16 protein-coding genes are annotated in these 16,775 nt (G+C 56.7%); 6 read left to right on the top strand and 10 right to left on the bottom strand.

Annotated features, from left to right (window positions below):
• Positions 1-80 precede the first annotated feature (80 nt).
• On the top strand, positions 81-848 hold the full coding sequence (tpiA, locus tag SK58_RS02545) for a triose-phosphate isomerase (protein WP_003862019.1): 768 nt from the start codon (positions 81-83) through the stop codon (positions 846-848).
• 36 nt (positions 849-884) lie between these two features.
• Here tpiA and SK58_RS02540 read toward each other — a convergent pair whose 3' ends face one another.
• From SK58_RS02540 to cpxP, 6 genes are all read right to left on the bottom strand, one after another.
• Positions 885-2,189 carry an SLC13 family permease gene (locus SK58_RS02540; protein WP_045327173.1) on the bottom strand — a complete coding sequence of 435 codons (1,305 nt, stop codon included), beginning with the start codon at positions 2,187-2,189 and terminating at the stop codon, positions 885-887.
• Between the two features lie 73 nt (positions 2,190-2,262).
• Positions 2,263-3,006 (bottom strand): CDP-diacylglycerol diphosphatase, encoded by a 744-nt coding sequence (locus tag SK58_RS02535; RefSeq protein ID WP_045334307.1) that lies wholly within the window; start codon positions 3,004-3,006, stop codon positions 2,263-2,265.
• Between the two features lie 111 nt (positions 3,007-3,117).
• Positions 3,118-4,107, bottom strand: coding sequence for a sulfate ABC transporter substrate-binding protein (locus tag SK58_RS02530; protein WP_003862012.1), 990 nt, complete (start codon positions 4,105-4,107; stop codon positions 3,118-3,120).
• 231 nt (positions 4,108-4,338) lie between these two features.
• Positions 4,339-5,301, bottom strand: a complete 963-nt coding sequence (gene pfkA, locus SK58_RS02525; protein ID WP_003862009.1) for a 6-phosphofructokinase — start codon at positions 5,299-5,301, stop codon at positions 4,339-4,341.
• A 184-nt stretch (positions 5,302-5,485) separates the two neighbouring features.
• Positions 5,486-6,370: a CDF family cation-efflux transporter FieF gene (gene fieF, locus SK58_RS02520; RefSeq protein ID WP_048219324.1), complete on the bottom strand. Its 885-nt coding sequence runs from the start codon at positions 6,368-6,370 to the stop codon at positions 5,486-5,488.
• A 153-nt stretch (positions 6,371-6,523) separates the two neighbouring features.
• The gene (gene cpxP / locus SK58_RS02515) at positions 6,524-7,030 is read right to left on the bottom strand and encodes a cell-envelope stress modulator CpxP (protein ID WP_003862006.1); all 507 of its coding nucleotides are present in this window, start codon (positions 7,028-7,030) and stop codon (positions 6,524-6,526) included.
• Between the two features lie 150 nt (positions 7,031-7,180).
• Here cpxP and cpxR point away from each other — a divergent pair, with 150 nt between their 5' ends.
• Both cpxR and cpxA read left to right on the top strand, forming a co-directional pair.
• Positions 7,181-7,879, top strand: a complete 699-nt coding sequence (gene cpxR, locus SK58_RS02510) for an envelope stress response regulator transcription factor CpxR (RefSeq protein ID WP_003862004.1) — start codon at positions 7,181-7,183, stop codon at positions 7,877-7,879.
• Complete coding sequence (cpxA, locus tag SK58_RS02505) at positions 7,876-9,249, top strand: envelope stress sensor histidine kinase CpxA (protein WP_015569937.1); 1,374 nt, start codon at positions 7,876-7,878, stop codon at positions 9,247-9,249. Before cpxR ends, cpxA begins: the two co-directional genes overlap by 4 nt.
• 43 nt (positions 9,250-9,292) lie before the next feature.
• Here the strand turns inward: cpxA and yiiM are convergent, their stop codons facing one another.
• Positions 9,293-9,976 (bottom strand): 6-hydroxyaminopurine reductase, encoded by a 684-nt coding sequence (yiiM, locus tag SK58_RS02500; protein WP_017382697.1) that lies wholly within the window; start codon positions 9,974-9,976, stop codon positions 9,293-9,295.
• 66 nt (positions 9,977-10,042) lie between these two features.
• Positions 10,043-10,663, bottom strand: a complete 621-nt coding sequence (gene sodA / locus SK58_RS02495; protein WP_003861999.1) for a superoxide dismutase [Mn] — start codon at positions 10,661-10,663, stop codon at positions 10,043-10,045.
• Between the two features lie 288 nt (positions 10,664-10,951).
• On the opposite strand from sodA, the gene rhaT reads away from it, so the two are divergent.
• Positions 10,952-11,986 (top strand): L-rhamnose/proton symporter RhaT, encoded by a 1,035-nt coding sequence (rhaT, locus tag SK58_RS02490; protein WP_017694058.1) that lies wholly within the window; start codon positions 10,952-10,954, stop codon positions 11,984-11,986.
• On the opposite strand, the gene rhaR is transcribed toward rhaT, so the two are convergent.
• Positions 11,987-12,835: an HTH-type transcriptional activator RhaR gene (gene rhaR / locus SK58_RS02485; protein WP_017382695.1), complete on the bottom strand. Its 849-nt coding sequence runs from the start codon at positions 12,833-12,835 to the stop codon at positions 11,987-11,989.
• 73 nt (positions 12,836-12,908) lie between these two features.
• Complete coding sequence (gene rhaS, locus SK58_RS02480) at positions 12,909-13,745, bottom strand: HTH-type transcriptional activator RhaS (protein WP_015569934.1); 837 nt, start codon at positions 13,743-13,745, stop codon at positions 12,909-12,911.
• A gap of 301 nt (positions 13,746-14,046) precedes the next feature.
• Between rhaS and rhaB the strand changes: the two genes are divergently transcribed.
• Both rhaB and rhaA read left to right on the top strand, forming a co-directional pair.
• Positions 14,047-15,516: a rhamnulokinase gene (gene rhaB, locus SK58_RS02470; RefSeq protein ID WP_023304642.1), complete on the top strand. Its 1,470-nt coding sequence runs from the start codon at positions 14,047-14,049 to the stop codon at positions 15,514-15,516.
• Positions 15,513-16,772 (top strand): L-rhamnose isomerase, encoded by a 1,260-nt coding sequence (gene rhaA / locus SK58_RS02465; protein WP_015569931.1) that lies wholly within the window; start codon positions 15,513-15,515, stop codon positions 16,770-16,772. The genes rhaB and rhaA overlap by 4 nt, the downstream gene beginning before the upstream one ends.
• Positions 16,773-16,775: the final 3 nt, after the last annotated feature.

Raw genomic sequence — 16,775 nt, 5'->3', positions numbered from 1 at the left:
CTCTATACTGATTCACAGACCATGCTGCCCGACAGGGCGGCCATATTCCTTAATTCGCTTATTGAGCGTGGAGAATTGAAATGCGACATCCTTTAGTGATGGGTAACTGGAAACTGAACGGCAGCCGCCACATGGTAAACGAACTGGTTGCTAACCTGCGTAAAGAGCTGGCTGGCGTGACCGGCTGCGCGGTTGCTATCGCTCCGCCGGATATGTACCTGGATCTGGCTAAACGTGCCGCTGACGGCAGCCACATCATTCTGGGCGCGCAGAACGTTGACGTTAACCTGTCTGGCGCGTTCACCGGTGAAACCTCCGCTGAAATGCTGAAAGATATCGGCGCGAAATACATCATCATCGGCCACTCCGAGCGTCGCACCTATCACAAAGAATCCGATGAGTTCATCGCGAAGAAATTCGCTGTGCTGAAAGAGCAGGGTCTGATCCCGGTTCTGTGCATCGGTGAAACCGAAGCAGAAAACGAAGCAGGCAAAACCGAAGAAGTGTGCGCACGTCAGATCGACGCTGTGCTGAAAACCCAGGGCGCGGCAGCGTTCGAAGGCGCGGTTATCGCTTACGAGCCAGTCTGGGCGATCGGTACCGGCAAATCTGCAACTCCAGCGCAGGCACAGGCGGTGCACAAGTTCATCCGTGACCACATTGCAAAAGCAGACGCGAAAGTGGCTGAGCAGGTCATCATCCAGTACGGCGGTTCCGTTAACGCATCAAACGCAGCTGAGCTGTTCACCCAGCCAGACATCGATGGCGCACTGGTTGGCGGCGCATCCCTGAAAGCAGACGCTTTCGCGGTGATCGTTAAAGCGGCAGAAGCGGCTAAGCAGGCGTAATTGCCTTTGTGGCGGGTGGCGCTTCGCTAACCCGCCCTACAAATGACCTAACACGCTAAACCACAAATAATCCAGCGGCAGCAGCACCAGATACGTCGCAATCGCCAGCGCCAGACAAAGCAGCATCCCCGCCTTCGCAGGCACTTTCCCTAAGCCCATCGCCACTACAATCGGCGACGCCTGATACGGCAGCAGCGGCGTGGAATACCCCAGCACCTGAATCATGATCACCGACAGCAGCGGGAAGCCGGTCGCGTCGGAGAAGCTCTGCGCCAGCGTGGTGTACAGCGCAGGAACGCCGTTGGCGGTCATAATGAAGTTGAGCGCCGTGGTGATCCCCGTCAGCGCCAGGAAGCTGGTAAACGGGCGGTCTGCATCCAGCGGCATGATATGGAGCAACGCCTCGCCTACGGCCGCACCGATGCCGGTCTGCGTCACCGTAATGGCCAGCCCGAGTATACCCGCGACGTAAATACAGGTGCGCATATTCACCCCCGCCGAGAACTCTTCCCCGGTGATAAAACCGATGCGCGGCAGCATAACGATGACCGAGGCCGCCAGCCCCGTCCACGCTGGCCCAACGCCGTGCCAGCTCTCCGTCACCCACATCGTCAACACCACCGCCAGCAGCCAGGCGAGCCGTTTTTCGTCACGCCCCATCGGTTCCGATGGCGTGAGATCCTTCGCCGGTTTCGGGTTGCCGGGGAACAGCCAGCAGATCAGGCCAATCAGAATCAGGCCTTTGAGAATACCCAGCACCGGGGTGTGCAGCAGCAGATACGGGACATAGTTGAGGTGGATACCGTATGAGCCTTCCGCCGCGCCGCTCATCACCAGGTTGGGCACGTTGGCGGGCAAAATAGTGGCCGAGAGCTGGAAGGTGCCAAACCCGACCGCCAGCGCCAGGCCAAACCAGGCCCGCGAGCCATCAGGAATGCCGGCCCGCTTCGCCATCGCGGCGACAATCGGCATCAGCAGCGCAATACGTCCCATGTTCGACGGCATCACGAATGCCAGGGCATAGCTCAGCAGCACAACGCTCGCCACCATCAGCACCCAGGAGTCGGTAAGCTTTGCCGACAGCGCCCGGGCGGCCCTGTCCGCCAGGCCGGTTTTCCGAATCGCCACGCCCAGCACAAAGCCGCTGAACACCAGCCAGAAGGCAGACGAGGCGAAGCCGCCGAAGATCACTTCCGGCGGGGCGATTCTGGCGGTCATCGCCGCCGTGAAAAACAGCAGCGCGGTGATAAATTCCGGCAACAGTGACGTCGCCCACAGCACGATGGTGACGCCGACGATCAGCGAGGGAAGCAGCAGAGGATGCGTTAACCAGAGCGACATACCTGTCTCCTGTAGAATTTTTCAGCAAGTCTACGGCGACAGGCAGGGCGAGTAAACGCTATTTATGGTGGGGTCACTTCAGGATATCGCATTGATGATCCTGCAATTCCTCAGCCGACGCGCGGTTAAAGGTAAGCAGGTTACGCTCTGTCGCCAGCAATACAAACGAGCCGTCCGACTGCTGTGCCATCGCCAGCGCGAAGCGTCCCATATGATCGCGGGCTTCCGGCAGCTCTTCCGCCAGCATCATAAACGGGCTGCGCTGCACCAGTTCGTTCTCCGTCACCCGACGGGCAAGGTATTCATGCCCTTCCAGCCCGCCCGGAAGCGGTAACCACTGGGTGCTGATTTGCCCCTGCGACGCGTTCAGCTTCTCGCGCACGTCTGGGCGCAGACAGGAGATGTGGATATGAAAATGGTTTTGCGTGCGCCCGGTCGGGGAGTTGATGGTCAGCGAAACGGCGCTGTCAGGCACGTCGGCCCCCCGTTTCATGCTCATAAAATTACGCGACTGCCATGCCAGCCAGAAGAAATTCGGTGTCTGCGGCTCAGTCAGCAGCGGGCTTTCGGTGCCGTTGATACGGTACGTGGGCATCAGCAGGTATTGCAGCGGCCCGTTGCGGTCCTTGAACACCACGTAGCCCGCATCTGGCTTCACCTGCGCACACGGTGCCGGGTTACGGTTATGCAGCTGGTTGGGCACACACTGGTCGAGAACGATATGACGCAACGCATTCGGATTACCCGCTTTCATCCAGTACACGCCGCCTGCGGCAAGGGCGATAACGATCAGAATCAGTAAGATAATTTTTTTCACAACGCGTTCCCTGTTTTCAATAGAGGCAAAAGAGTAACGCAAAATGATGACCAAATAAAAAACCCGGCGGATTTCTCACACCGGGTTACCGTGTCGTTCTTTGTAAAACGCTTAGCGCTTGCTGATCTGGTCGAAGGTGCCGCCGTTAGAGAAGTGCTCTTTCTGCGCTTTGGTCCAGCCGCCAAACACATCATCAATAGTGAACAGCTTCAGTTTCGGGAAGGCGTTTTCGTATTTCTTCGCGACGGCCTCATCGCGTGGGCGGTAGAAGTTTTTCGCCGCAATTTCCTGCCCTTCAGGTGAGTAGAGGTACTTCAGATAGGCTTCCGCCACCGCTTTGGTGCCCTTCTTATCAACAACCTTATCGACGACGGAGACGGTCGGCTCAGCCAGGATCGATTCGCTCGGGGTGACGATCTCGAACTTGTCTTTACCCAGCTCGTTGGTCGCCAGCAGGGCTTCGTTTTCCCAGGCGATCAGCACGTCGCCAATGCCGCGTTCGACGAAGGTGTTGGTTGCACCGCGCGCGCCGGAGTCCAGCACTTCGACGTTTTTAAACAGTGCTTTGACGAAGTCCTGTGCTTTGGCCTGATCGCCGTTGTTGTGGTGCAGCGCGTAGCCCCAGGCTGCCAGATAGTTCCAGCGTGCGCCGCCGGAGCTTTTTGGGTTCGGGGTAATGACAGACACGCCTGGCTTAATCAGGTCGTTCCAGTCCTTAATCTGTTTCGGGTTGCCTTTACGCACCAGGAAGACAATGGTCGAGGTGTATGGCGCAGAGTTGTCCGGCAGACGCTTGATCCAGTTTTTGTCGATACGGCCACGCTCCGCGATCGCGTCCACGTCATAAGCCAGCGCCAGGGTCACCACGTCGGCTTCAATACCGTTGATCACCGATGTCGCCTGCTTACCGGAACCGCCGTGAGACTGGCGAACCACCACGTTATCGCCGGTTTCCTGTTTCCAGTGCGCCGCGAAGGCTTTGTTGTACTGGTCGTATAGTTCACGCGTCGGATCGTACGACACGTTCAGTAACTGAATGTCCTTTGCCAGAACGCTGGTCGATGCCAGCAATAATGTTAACCCCACGCCCCATTTATTCATCGCCCAGCTCTCTTGTGTAGTGTTTTGATGAATGCAGCGTGCCAGAAAGCTAACCGATGATTAAAGAATAAAAAAAGATTGGCTATAACGTGCAGGAATAAAAAAAGTGAATGAGCGGCCTGATGCCCTCACCCCAACCCTCTCCCACGGGAGAGGGAGCAACCATAAAAAACGGTAACCCAAGGGTTACCGTTTTGCATTTACCTTGCCGCCACCGGGCAACAGAGCCAATCAGTACAGTTTTTTCGCGCAGTCCAGCCAGTCACCTTTGAACGGACGCTTCATGTTTTCAATGGCATCGATGATGTCATGGTGAACCAGTTTCTCGTTCTGAATACCGACGCAGCGGCCGCCGTGGCCCTGAAGCAGTAGCTCGATCGCGTACGCGCCCATGCGGGACGCCAGGATACGGTCGTACGGGCCTGGGGAACCACCACGCTGAATGTGACCCAGAACGGTCGCGCGGGTTTCGCGTTTGGTTTCGGTTTCGATGTACTTCGCCAGCTCGTCAACGTCACAGATGTGCTCGGTGATAGCAACGATGGCGTGTTTCTTACCTTTCGCGATACCGGCTTTGATTTCAGCGACCAGATCTTCACGGCTGAATTCCACTTCCGGCACCACCACGAACTCACAGCCACCGGCAATTGCCGCCGCCAGAGTCAGGTCACCGCAGTAACGGCCCATCACTTCAACAATAGAAATACGCTGGTGTGAGGAAGAGGTGTCACGCAGGCGGTCAATCGCTTCCACAACGGTACCCAGCGCGGTGAAGTAACCGATGGTGTAGTCGGTGCCTTTGATGTCATTGTCGATGGTGCCAGGCAGGCCGATGCACGGGAAGCCCATTTCAGTCAGACGTTTTGCACCCATGTAGGAGCCGTCGCCGCCGATAACCACCAGCGCATCCAGACCCCGTTTTTTCATGTTTTCGATAGCCACTTCACGGATGTGTTCGTCACGGAATTCCGGGAAGCGTGCAGAACCGAGGAAAGTACCGCCACGGTTGATCATGTCAGACACGCTGTAGCGGTCGAGCTGAACCATGCGGTCTTCATACAGACCCAGGTAACCGTCATAGATACCAAAAACTTCCAGACCTTCCGTCAGCGCTGCACGGACAACCCCACGGATTGCCGCGTTCATGCCCGGCGCATCACCGCCGCTTGTCAACACACCGATTTTCTTAATCATGACTACCTCTGAACTTAGGAATGCAAAATTGAAATCTGCTGCCGGAAGAAACTGTTCAACCGTCGAATACTGCAAATAGTATATCAATCCCTTCCAGCTGAATTGATTCAGGTCAGGCCATATGGTGGTAATTTATCCACAAAATGCTGCTCTGGCTCACTTTTTTACAACGAATTACGAAAGCTCAAAACGCCCTGGGTACGACAGAGCACGGATCCTGATGAATAATGACGTCTGACCCAGGGAAACGCTGCAAAATCGCCTGCTCCACCTGTTCAGCGACCATATGCGCCTGAACCAGTGGCAGGTTGTCTTCCATTTCCAAATGAATCTGAATAAAGCGGGTCGGCCCTGACTGCCGCGTACGAAGATCGTGAGCACCACTGACGCCAGGCCAGTTGGTCACGATGGCATAAATTTCATCACGTTCTGCATCCGGAAGCGCACGGTCAAGAAGCGACTGTACCGCTTCATACCCCATCCGCAAGGCGCTGTATAAAATATAGATCCCTATCCCTAACGCAAACAAAGCATCGGCCCGATGCCAGCCATACCAGGCCAGACCAAGCGCAATAAGAATAGCCCCATTCATCATAACATCAGACTGATAATGAAGCATATCGGCCCGTACAGCCTGGCTTTGTGTTTTGCGTACAACCCAGCGCTGGAACGTTACAAGAACAAGTGTGCTTATAAGTGCAACTACCGTTACGACCACGCCAACGCCCGGATCGTTCATCGGAGAAGGCGAAATAAGTTGCTGAATACCGGTCAAAAACAGGAAAAGCGCAGAGCCCGAAATAAACATGCTTTGTGCCAGCGCGGCCAGCGATTCCGCTTTGCCGTGGCCAAACGTATGCTCTTCATCCGCCGGTTGCAGCGAGTAGCGCACCACCAGCAGGTTGGTCAGCGAGGCGGCAATATCCACCAGTGAATCCACCAGTGCCGCCAGAATACTGACCGACCCGGTGTACCACCACGCGAAAATTTTAATGATCAGCAAACACGACGCCATCACCGTCGCGGCTATTGCGGCCCGGCTTACCAGCCGTCCATAGGATTGATTCATAAACACTCCTGTCATGCCATGGCGCTAGTATAACGGATGGTGGTGGAGTGAAAGGATGAATAAAGCGTTAACAAACCTGAACAATGGGCAAAAAAAACCCCCACATCATGTGGGGGAAGACAGGGATGGTGTCTATGGCAAGGAAAACAGGGTTTACTGGTTACTACGGGTACTGCTATTGCTACTGAAAAGCGTCATATCTGAGCTTCGCTGCATCCGTGCAACCTCACGCAACTGGTTCATACGTTGCTGATGTTTGGTATTCAAAACCGCTTGCTGCTCGGGCGTTAGCAGGTGGAACATCTGGTTGCGAACCTTCGCCATCTCTACCTGACGGGCAACCTGTTCCTGCGCCATTTTTTCGGCCTGAGCGCGTACAGCGCTTTCGTCAAAATTTTCTGCGGTGACAAGGCGATGCATTGTCTCCATTTCGCTAACATTAACAGGGGGCTGGTCGTGTCTTGCCCTCTGCATCAGATCTCGCATCTGTTGACGCTGATGTTCGGTTAAACTTATGCCGTCAAACATATGGCTTTGGCTGCTGTGCTGCGTTGCGCCCTCTGCTGAGGAACCGTTATCGCTGATGATAGCTACAGCAGCCTGGCTAAACGCACTGAAGGCCAGCGTTGAGGCCATGACGGCAGCGGTAACTTTGCGCATCACTTGCTCCCAAAATCTTTCGTGTCGCGATTCAACGAGAGACAGTCTACGATTCAGGCTGCAAACATGCGTCAGGGGGTGTAAAACAACGTAAAGTCATGGATTAGATAGCCTTGATGTCGTAATTTCTGCCTCGGAGGTATTTAAACAATGAATAAAATCCTGTTAGTTGATGATGACCGAGAGCTCACATCTCTTTTAAAGGAGTTGCTCGACATGGAAGGTTTCAACGTCCTGGTTGCCCATGATGGCGAGCAGGCGCTGAGTCTCCTTGACGACAGCATCGATTTACTTTTGCTCGACGTCATGATGCCGAAGAAAAACGGTATTGATACGTTGAAAGAGCTTCGCCAGACACACCAGACCCCCGTCATTATGCTGACCGCACGCGGCAGCGAGCTTGACCGCGTACTCGGCCTTGAGCTGGGTGCGGATGACTATTTACCTAAGCCGTTCAACGACCGTGAACTGGTGGCCCGTATTCGCGCGATCCTGCGCCGCTCTCACTGGAGCGAGCAGCAGCAGAATACCGACAACAGCTCACCTACGCTGGAAGTGGACTCCCTGAGCCTGAACCCGGGCCGCCAGGAAGCGAGCTTCGATGGTGAAACGCTGGAGCTAACCGGCACCGAGTTCACCCTGCTGTATCTGCTGGCGCAGCATCTCGGCCAGGTGGTGTCGCGTGAACACTTAAGTCAGGAAGTGCTCGGCAAACGCCTCACCCCGTTTGACCGCGCCATCGACATGCACATCTCTAACCTACGCCGTAAGCTGCCGGAGCGTAAAGACGGTCACCCATGGTTTAAAACCCTGCGTGGTCGCGGTTATCTGATGGTTTCCGCTTCATGATAGGCAGCTTAACCGCCCGCATCTTCGCCATCTTCTGGCTGACGCTGGCACTGGTTTTAATGCTCGTTTTGATGTTGCCAAAACTCGACTCACGCCAGATGACGGAGCTACTCGACAGCGAGCAACGTCAGGGCGTGATGATCGAGCAGCACGTGGAAGCGGAGCTGGCAAACGATCCGCCGAACGATTTAATGTGGTGGCGCAGGCTGTTTCGCGCTATCGACAAGTGGGCGCCCCCCGGACAACGTCTTTTACTGGTCACCAGTGAAGGCCGCGTGATTGGGGCCGATCGCAATGAAATGCAGATTATCCGCAACTTTATTGGCCAGGCGGATAATGCCGATCACCCACAGAAAAAGAAATATGGTCGGGTAGAGATGGTCGGTCCTTTCTCGGTGCGGGATGGGGAAGACAATTACCAGCTCTATCTGATTCGCCCTGCGAGCAGTTCCCAGTCCGACTTTATCAACCTGCTGTTTGACCGTCCGCTTTTGCTGTTGATTGTCACGATGCTGGTCAGTTCCCCGCTGCTGTTATGGCTGGCGTGGAGCCTGGCGAAACCGGCGCGTAAGCTGAAAAATGCGGCGGACGAAGTGGCGCAGGGCAACCTGAGGCAGCATCCGGAGCTGGAATCCGGGCCGCAGGAGTTCCTGGCCGCCGGAACCAGTTTTAACCAGATGGTCTCTGCTCTTGACCGCATGATGACCGCGCAGCAACGCCTGCTGTCGGATATCTCCCACGAGCTGCGGACGCCGCTCACGCGCTTACAGCTGGGTACCGCCCTGCTGCGCCGCCGCAGCGGTGAGAGTAAAGAGCTGGAGCGTATTGAGACGGAAGCGCATCGCCTGGACAGCATGATCAACGATCTGCTGGTGATGTCTCGCAATCAGCAGAAAAACGCGCTGGTGAGCGAAACGGTGAAAGCCAATCACCTCTGGCATGAGGTGCTGGACAACGCGGCGTTCGAAGCGGAGCAGATGGGCAAATCGTTCACCGTCAACTTCCCGCCGGGCCCGTGGCCGCTCTACGGTAACCCCAACACGCTGGAAAGCGCGCTGGAGAATATCGTGCGTAACGCCCTGCGCTATTCGCACACGAAGATTGAAGTGGCGTTTTCGGTGGATAAAGACGGGATTACCGTCATTGTCGATGACGATGGTCCTGGCGTCAGCCCGGAAGATCGCGAGCAGATTTTCCGTCCGTTCTACCGCACCGACGAGGCGCGCGACCGTGAATCTGGTGGTACGGGGCTAGGTCTGGCGATTGTTGAAACCGCCATGCAACAGCACCGTGGCTGGGTGAAAGCCGATGACAGCCCGCTGGGCGGGCTGAGGTTAACGCTGTGGCTGCCGCTGTATAAGCGTTCGTAACCGTATGTGCCGGGTGGCGGCTTCGCCTTACCCGGCCTACTTTCTACGGAACCTCTTTCCCCCACAATCTCCGCGAACTGCTCTCGATCTTGCCGCTTAACCGCCGCTTCTGCATCGTTCTGGTCCAGCTGGTGGATAATCCCGCCGCTGACAGCAGGCGGTGATACTGCTCGTCATCAAACGGCATATGCCAGGCAATTGCGCAGGCCTCGTATACCGACACCTCACTCAAGCGCGAAGCCAGCTCAAGCGGCGCATCCGCCGAAACCTGTCCCGCCTGCACAACGCGATACAGCCAGCCGGTTTTACCCGCGTTTTGCAGCTGGGCCGACATATCCTGAATGCCGAAATGGTAATTAAGCTTAAAGCACGGTGAGCGCGGCTGGGTGACCTGAATCAAAGCATCGCCCCAGCGGTAAATATCGCCGATAAAGACGTTCTTCTCCGTCAGCCCCTCCGTTGAGAGATTTTCGCCAAACGCGGGGGCGACGAAGAGGTCCGCCTGTTCAGGAAATTCGGCTTTCCAGTGCTGATAGTGCTCGCGCGGATAGTGGCACAGCGCGCGATCGGGCCCGCCGTGGATTTTCTTTTCAGCCTGCTGGTCACCCGCAAGCCCGAGATCGGTCAACGTCAGCTCACCGTCGACCTGCACTTTGGCGATGGCGCTCGGGCGGCTGCCTTCGTACTCCCTTACCTTGCCTGTAAACACATTCACCGGGTAGTGCATCTCCACTCCTTCAGATACAAAAAAAGCGAGTCATCAGACTCGCTTCTCACAGGCGTCAATGCAACCTTATTTTTTAGCGGCGAAACGCGCTGCTGCTTCGTCCCAGTTCACTACATCCCAGAAGGCTTTGATGTAGTCAGGGCGACGGTTCTGGAACTTCAGGTAGTAAGCGTGTTCCCACACGTCCAGACCCAGAATTGGGAAGCCGGATGCGCCAGAGATAGCTTCACCCATCAGCGGGGAGTCCTGGTTAGCGGTAGAAACGACCGCCAGTTTGTCACCTTTCAGGACCAGCCACGCCCAGCCAGAGCCGAAACGGGTTGCAGCGGCTTTTTCGAATTCCGCTTTGAAGTTGTCAACAGAACCGAAGTCACGCTCGATAGCCGCTTTCAGGTCGCCCTGAAGGGTGGTGCCGGTTTTCAGGCCTTTCCAGAACAGGCTGTGGTTAGCGTGACCGCCCGCGTTGTTGCGCAGCACGGTTTTCTTGTCTGCCGGCAGCTGGTCCAGTTTGGTGATCAGCTCTTCAACAGGCAGATTAGCGAACTCTGGCAGGCTTTCCAGCGCAGCATTCGCGTTGTTCACATAGGTCTGGTGGTGTTTAGTGTGATGGATTTCCATCGTCTGCTTGTCGAAATGCGGTTCCAGTGCGTCGTAGGCATACGGCAGGGATGGCAGTGTATAACTCATAATCCTCTCCATTATTGTCGGGCGGCACAGCTGTTAATGCCGCGTAAGCAGTTGGTTCATTATAGTTAATTAAATGATATTGAAAATGATTATCAATGCCGTAGTTTTTATAAGGTTATTAGATTTTTGATAAATGACAAAATTGTGAGTCTGCTCACGTGCTTAACGTGCTGATTGCCATCCTGAACAAAAGTGCGGCAACCTTCTGAAGGTTCCCAAACCGCCTCATTTTTACACTCATCAAGTCGGCGGGAAGCCTCCGGCTATAAAAACGATGAGGATGTAAAAATGAATCATGCGATTACGATGGGTATTTTCTGGCATTTGATAGGCGCGGCCAGTGCAGCCTGTTTCTATGCCCCGTTTAAAAAGGTGAAAGGCTGGTCATGGGAAACCATGTGGTCCGTTGGCGGCACCGTGTCCTGGCTGATTTTGCCGTGGACAATCAGCGCCATGCTGCTGCCCGATTTCTGGGGCTACTTCTCCTCCTTCAACGCCTCCACCCTGCTGCCGGTATTCCTGTTCGGCGCGATGTGGGGCATCGGTAATATCAACTACGGCCTCACCATGCGCTACCTAGGCATGTCGATGGGGATTGGCATCGCGATTGGCATTACGCTGATTGTTGGCACCCTGATGACGCCAATCCTCAACGGCCACTTCGACGTGCTGATCAACACTCAGGGCGGGCGAATGACGCTGCTGGGCGTGCTGGTGGCGGTGATCGGCGTGGGCATCGTCACCCGCGCAGGCCAGCTGAAAGAACGCAAGATGGGCATCAAAGCCGAAGAGTTCAACCTGAAGAAAGGGCTGCTGCTGGCGGTGATGTGCGGCGTCTTCTCGGCGGGCATGTCGTTCGCCATGAACGCCGCCAAACCGATGCACGACGCCGCTGCGGCGCTGGGCGTCGATCCGCTGTACGCTGCCCTGCCAAGCTACGTGGTGATCATGGGCGGCGGCGCGCTGGTAAACCTCGGCTTCTGCTTCATTCGTCTGGCAAAAGTGAAGAACCTGTCGGTAAAAGCCGACTTCTCGCTGGCAAAACCGCTTATCGTCACCAACGTCCTGCTCTCCGCCCTCGGCGGTCTGATGTGGTATCTGCAATTCTTCTTCTACGCCTGGGGTCACGCCAGTATTCCGGCGCAGTATGACTACATGAGCTGGATGCTGCACATGAGCTTCTACGTGCTGTGCGGCGGGCTGGTTGGGCTGGTGCTGAAAGAGTGGAACAATGCCGGGCGTCGTCCGGTTGGCGTGCTGAGCCTGGGCTGTGTGGTGATTATCATTGCGGCCAATATCGTCGGCCTCGGCATGGCGAACTGATTACGCTGCCTTTCGACTGCGATGACGCCACTGAACCGGCGTCATCCCCACCTCACGGTTAAACACCACCGAAAAGTAGTTACTGTCCTCAAAGCCGCAGCGCATCGCCACTTCACTCACCATCAGCTCCGTATGCTGTAACAGGTACTGGGCGTGGCAGATGCGCAGCTGGCGCAGATAGTGGTTGACCGTCATCCCCGTCTGGGTGCGGAACTGCTGGCGCAGCGCGCGCTCGCTGCACTGCTCCTGCTCGCAGAATTTTTCCAGCACGAAACTCTTGTTCAGACTGCCCGCAAGCCGGGTGATGAGCTTATCCAGCAGCGCTTCCTGCGTGGTGGCGGAGGGATTATCCGTGGCGTAACGATGGCGCTTCAGGGTCATCACCAGTTGGGCGAAAAGCAGCTCCGACATCTGGTTTGCCACCGGATCGCTCTTCTGGCTCTCCTGCTCCAGCTGGGAAATCGTCTGGCGCACCTGCGCCATGCCGTTGCTGCTTAAGCGCCAGTGCGGTTCGCCTCTGGCATCATGAAAACCGGGGATATTGCCCGCCCAGTCGACATTCAGTTTAAGCCTGTCGGGGCAGTAGATGACGTTCTGCAACACCAGATCGTTAACCGAGGCGTAGGAGTGTTTGTCTTCAGCGCGAATGTAAAACAGGTCTCCGCGCGTGATGCGGTAGGGACGGTCGTTGAGGACGTGCAGGCCGTTGCCCCGCCACACCAGCACCAGCTCGCAAAACTCGTGGGTGTGCTCGGCAAAGACGTTTTGCGGGTAGCGGTCGGCCACCGCGACGGCCTGACTCGCGGAGGCAAAAAAATCATCTTTGCGAAGAATGAGCTGAGCAGCCACACCATAACCTCTACGGCGAATAACCGGACATTATTAGCCTTTTTGCAGCAAAAAAACGGTGACTGCCCTCGCGTTACTGAAGCAACGCGTCTTTCCCCTGACGAATATCGCGCGGCGACCAGTTAAACTCCCGGCGAAAAAGCGTCGAAAAGTGGTTACTGTCGCCGAATCCGCAGCGATAGGCGATATCGGTGACGCTTTCATCGGTATGACGTAAAAGGTGCCGCGCTTTGATCAGGCGCAGACGGTTGAGGTAGCGCTGCGGCGTCAGCCCGGTATGCTGCTTGAGCTGACGATGCAGCGTGCGCAGCGAGAGCGAAAAGTCATCCGCCAGCGTTTCCCAGCAGACATCTTCGGCAAAATGATCTTCCAGCCAGGCCATCAGCTGATTCAGGCGCGCGTCGTTATTTTCCAGCCCTTCCACCAGGCTGCTGCGCCGCAGCAGCACCAGTAGTTGCATAAACAGCAGCTCGCGGGTGGCAATGGCGTGCGTCTCCTGTCCATCCTCGCTCTGCTCCATCTGGCTCACCAGCTGACGCACCTGCTGCAACGTGGACTGATTCACCCGCCAGTGCGAGGGGTAGTGACCGTCCTTCTCCTGCGGCAACAGCTGATTCAGCCCGGAGAGAAACTGGAACGCATCCGGAGAACGATAGAGCACATTGGTCAGGCAAAGGTTGTCGGTATGTTCATACAGGTGCCTGTCGTGATCGCGCACGAAGCACACCGTACCGCCGCTGATGGTATACGGCTGACCGTTAAACACGTGGATGCCCGTTCCGTGCTCAACAATCACAATTTCATGAAAATCATGATGATGCTCCGGGAACGCAGCCTGAGGCAGCCGTGGCTCAATCGCGACCGGCGAAGCCCCCGAAGGAAAAAAATCGACGCTGTGCAGTACGGTCATAACGGCCCCCACCAATGAGAAAAGTTCTCAAAATAGTAATTAAGGCCTTCCACGCTCACCTTAAATTTTTGACAGCAAACCGCGCAAAAGCTGTCGGTTTTTCAAGAAACAGGCGGAAAGATCAGGAAATGCGGTCAGCGTCACACTGCCTGCAAACCCCGCCATTACTGGAAACTGTGAACTCCCTCACGTTCATCTTTGCTTTCTTGCCAGCGCGAGATTTGGGCTGTCAGTGGCGAGAAGGTGGCTATTTCTTCCCTTTCTTACACTCCTCGCTAATGACTTAAGAAAGGACCCGACCATGACTTTTCGCCATTGTGTGGCTGTCGATTTAGGCGCATCAAGCGGCCGTGTAATGCTCGCCACCTGGGACTGCGACCTGCACACCCTTACGCTTCGCGAAATGCACCGTTTCGCCAATTGTCTGCAAAAACAGGACGGTTTTGTTACCTGGGATATCGACGCCCTGGAAGCAGAGATCCGCACCGGACTTCACAACGTCTGCGAAGACGGTATTCGCATCGACAGTATCGGCATTGATACCTGGGGTGTGGATTACGTACTGCTGGACAGTCACGGCGAACGCGTCGGCCTGCCCGTCTCCTACCGCGACAGCCGCACCGATGGGCTAATGGCGCACGCCATCGCCCAGCTTGGCAAGGAGAACATCTATGGTCGCAGCGGCATTCAGTTTCTGCCGTTTAACACGCTGTATCAGCTGCGCGCGCTGGTTGAGCAACAGCCAGAGCTGGTCGAAAAGGTGGCGCATGCGCTGCTGATCCCGGACTACTTAAGCTACCGTCTGACAGGCAACATGAACTGGGAATACACCAACGCCACCACCTCGCAGCTGGTTAACATCAACACCGATAACTGGGATGAACATCTGCTGGCCTGGACGGGCGCCTCGCCGTCCTGGTTCGGCGCGCCAACCCATCCGGGCAATGTGATCGGCCACTGGCTTTGCCCGCAGGGGAATGAAATCCCTGTTGTCGCCGTCGCCAGTCACGACACCGCGAGCGCGGTCATTGCCTCGCCGCTCGCCGGCAGAGACGCGGCGTACCTCTCTTCCGGCACCTGGTCGCTGATGGGCTTTGAGAGCAAAACACCCTACACCAGCGATGCCGCACTGGCGGCGAACATCACTAACGAAGGTGGCGCCGAAGGGCGCTACCGGGTGCTGAAGAACATCATGGGCCTGTGGCTTCTCCAGCGGGTGCTGAAAGAGCAGAACATCAACGACCTGCCCGCGCTTATCGCGGAAACCGAAACGCTGAAGGCCTGCACCTTCCTGATTAACCCGAACGACGACCGCTTTATCAATCCGGCGCACATGAGCGCTGAAATCCAGGCCGCCTGTTTTGAAGCGGGGCAGCCGGTACCTTCCCGCCCCGCCGAGCTGGCGCGCTGCATTTTTGACAGTCTCGCCCTGCTCTATGCCGACATCCTGAGCGAGCTGGCTGACCTTCGCGGCAAACCGTTCACGCAGCTGCATATCGTGGGCGGCGGCTGCCAGAACCAGCTGCTGAACCAGCTCTGCGCGGATGCCTGCGGCATTACCGTGGTGGCAGGTCCGATTGAAGCCTCCACGCTCGGCAATATCGGCATTCAGCTGATGACCCTGGACGAACTTTCAAACGTCGACGATTTCCGTTCGGTGGTGACGGCGAATAACAGCCTGACCACCTTCACCCCCCATCCCTGCCATGAAATTGCCCGCTACCGGGCGCAGTTTCAGCAAAAACGACTGACTAAGGAGCTTTGCGCATGACCACTCAACTTGAACAAGCCTGGGACCTGGCTAAACAGCGTTTCGCCGCCGTCGGCGTGGATGTCGAAGAGGCGCTGCGCCAGCTCGACCGTCTGCCCGTCTCCATGCACTGCTGGCAGGGTGATGACGTTGCTGGCTTCGAGAACCCGGGCGGTTCCCTGACGGGGGGGATTCAGGCCACGGGTAACTATCCGGGCAAAGCGCGCAACGCCACCGAACTGCGTGCGGATCTGGAGCTGGCGCTGAGCCTGATCCCCGGGCCAAAGCGCCTGAATCTGCACGCCATTTATCTCGAATCCGACGAGCCGGTGGCGCGTAATGAAATCAAACCGGAGCACTTTACAAACTGGGTGGCTTGGGCGAAAGCCAACAAGCTGGGCCTGGACTTTAACCCCTCCTGCTTCTCGCACCCGCTGAGCGCGGACGGCTTTACCCTTGCGCACGCCAACGACGAAATCCGCCAGTTCTGGATCGACCATGTCAAAGCCAGCCGCCGCGTTTCTGCGTATTTCGGCGAGCAGCTTGGCACGCCGTCGGTGATGAACATCTGGATCCCGGACGGCATGAAGGATATCACCGTAGACCGACTGGCCCCGCGCCAGCGCCTGCTGGCCGCGCTGGATGAAGCCATCAGCGAGAAGCTGGACCCGGCGCACCACATCGATGCCGTCGAGAGCAAGCTGTTCGGCATTGGCGCAGAGAGCTACACCGTGGGCTCAAACGAGTTCTACATGGGGTACGCCACCAGCCGCCAGACCGCGCTGTGCCTGGATGCCGGCCACTTCCACCCAACCGAGGTGATCTCCGACAAGATCTCCGCCGCCATGCTCTACGTGCCACGCCTGCTGCTGCACGTCAGCCGTCCGGTGCGCTGGGACAGCGACCACGTGGTGCTGCTGGATGACGAAACCCAGGCCATTGCCAGCGAAATCATCCGCCACAACCTCTTTGACCGCGTACACATTGGCCTCGACTTTTTCGACGCCTCCATCAACCGCATCGCGGCGTGGGTTATCGGCACCCGCAACATGAAGAAAGCCCTGCTGCGCGCGCTGCTGGAGCCTGTCGCCGCCCTGAAACAGCTGGAAGAAAACGGCGACTACACCGCGCGCCTGGCGCTGCTGGAAGAGCAGAAATCCCTGCCGTGGCAGGCGGTGTGGGAGATGTACTGCCAGCGTCACGATGCGCCTGCGGGCAGCCAGTGGCTGGACAACGTGCGGGCATATGAGAAAGACGTTCTTGCCGCTCGTCAGTAAAAA

Origin of the sequence: Enterobacter sp. BIDMC93, assembly GCF_001037805.1 — a bacterium.
Lineage (GTDB): Bacteria > Pseudomonadota > Gammaproteobacteria > Enterobacterales > Enterobacteriaceae > Enterobacter > Enterobacter hormaechei_C.
This window is presented reverse-complemented; position numbering and strand designations above follow the sequence as displayed.

Excerpts from the sequence above, each read along its gene's own strand:
- tpiA (WP_003862019.1), top strand. The coding sequence starts at position 81 with ATGCGACATCCTTTAGTGATGGGTAACTGGAAACTGAACGGCAGCCGC.
- SK58_RS02540 (WP_045327173.1), bottom strand. The coding sequence starts at position 2,189 with ATGTCGCTCTGGTTAACGCATCCTCTGCTGCTTCCCTCGCTGATCGTC.
- SK58_RS02530 (WP_003862012.1), bottom strand. The coding sequence starts at position 4,107 with ATGAATAAATGGGGCGTGGGGTTAACATTATTGCTGGCATCGACCAGC.
- pfkA (WP_003862009.1), bottom strand. The coding sequence starts at position 5,301 with ATGATTAAGAAAATCGGTGTGTTGACAAGCGGCGGTGATGCGCCGGGC.
- fieF (WP_048219324.1), bottom strand. The coding sequence starts at position 6,370 with ATGAATCAATCCTATGGACGGCTGGTAAGCCGGGCCGCAATAGCCGCG.
- cpxP (WP_003862006.1), bottom strand. The coding sequence starts at position 7,030 with ATGCGCAAAGTTACCGCTGCCGTCATGGCCTCAACGCTGGCCTTCAGT.
- cpxR (WP_003862004.1), top strand. The coding sequence starts at position 7,181 with ATGAATAAAATCCTGTTAGTTGATGATGACCGAGAGCTCACATCTCTT.
- cpxA (WP_015569937.1), top strand. The coding sequence starts at position 7,876 with ATGATAGGCAGCTTAACCGCCCGCATCTTCGCCATCTTCTGGCTGACG.
- yiiM (WP_017382697.1), bottom strand. The coding sequence starts at position 9,976 with ATGCACTACCCGGTGAATGTGTTTACAGGCAAGGTAAGGGAGTACGAA.
- sodA (WP_003861999.1), bottom strand. The coding sequence starts at position 10,663 with ATGAGTTATACACTGCCATCCCTGCCGTATGCCTACGACGCACTGGAA.
- rhaT (WP_017694058.1), top strand. The coding sequence starts at position 10,952 with ATGAATCATGCGATTACGATGGGTATTTTCTGGCATTTGATAGGCGCG.
- rhaS (WP_015569934.1), bottom strand. The coding sequence starts at position 13,745 with ATGACCGTACTGCACAGCGTCGATTTTTTTCCTTCGGGGGCTTCGCCG.
- rhaB (WP_023304642.1), top strand. The coding sequence starts at position 14,047 with ATGACTTTTCGCCATTGTGTGGCTGTCGATTTAGGCGCATCAAGCGGC.
- rhaA (WP_015569931.1), top strand. The coding sequence starts at position 15,513 with ATGACCACTCAACTTGAACAAGCCTGGGACCTGGCTAAACAGCGTTTC.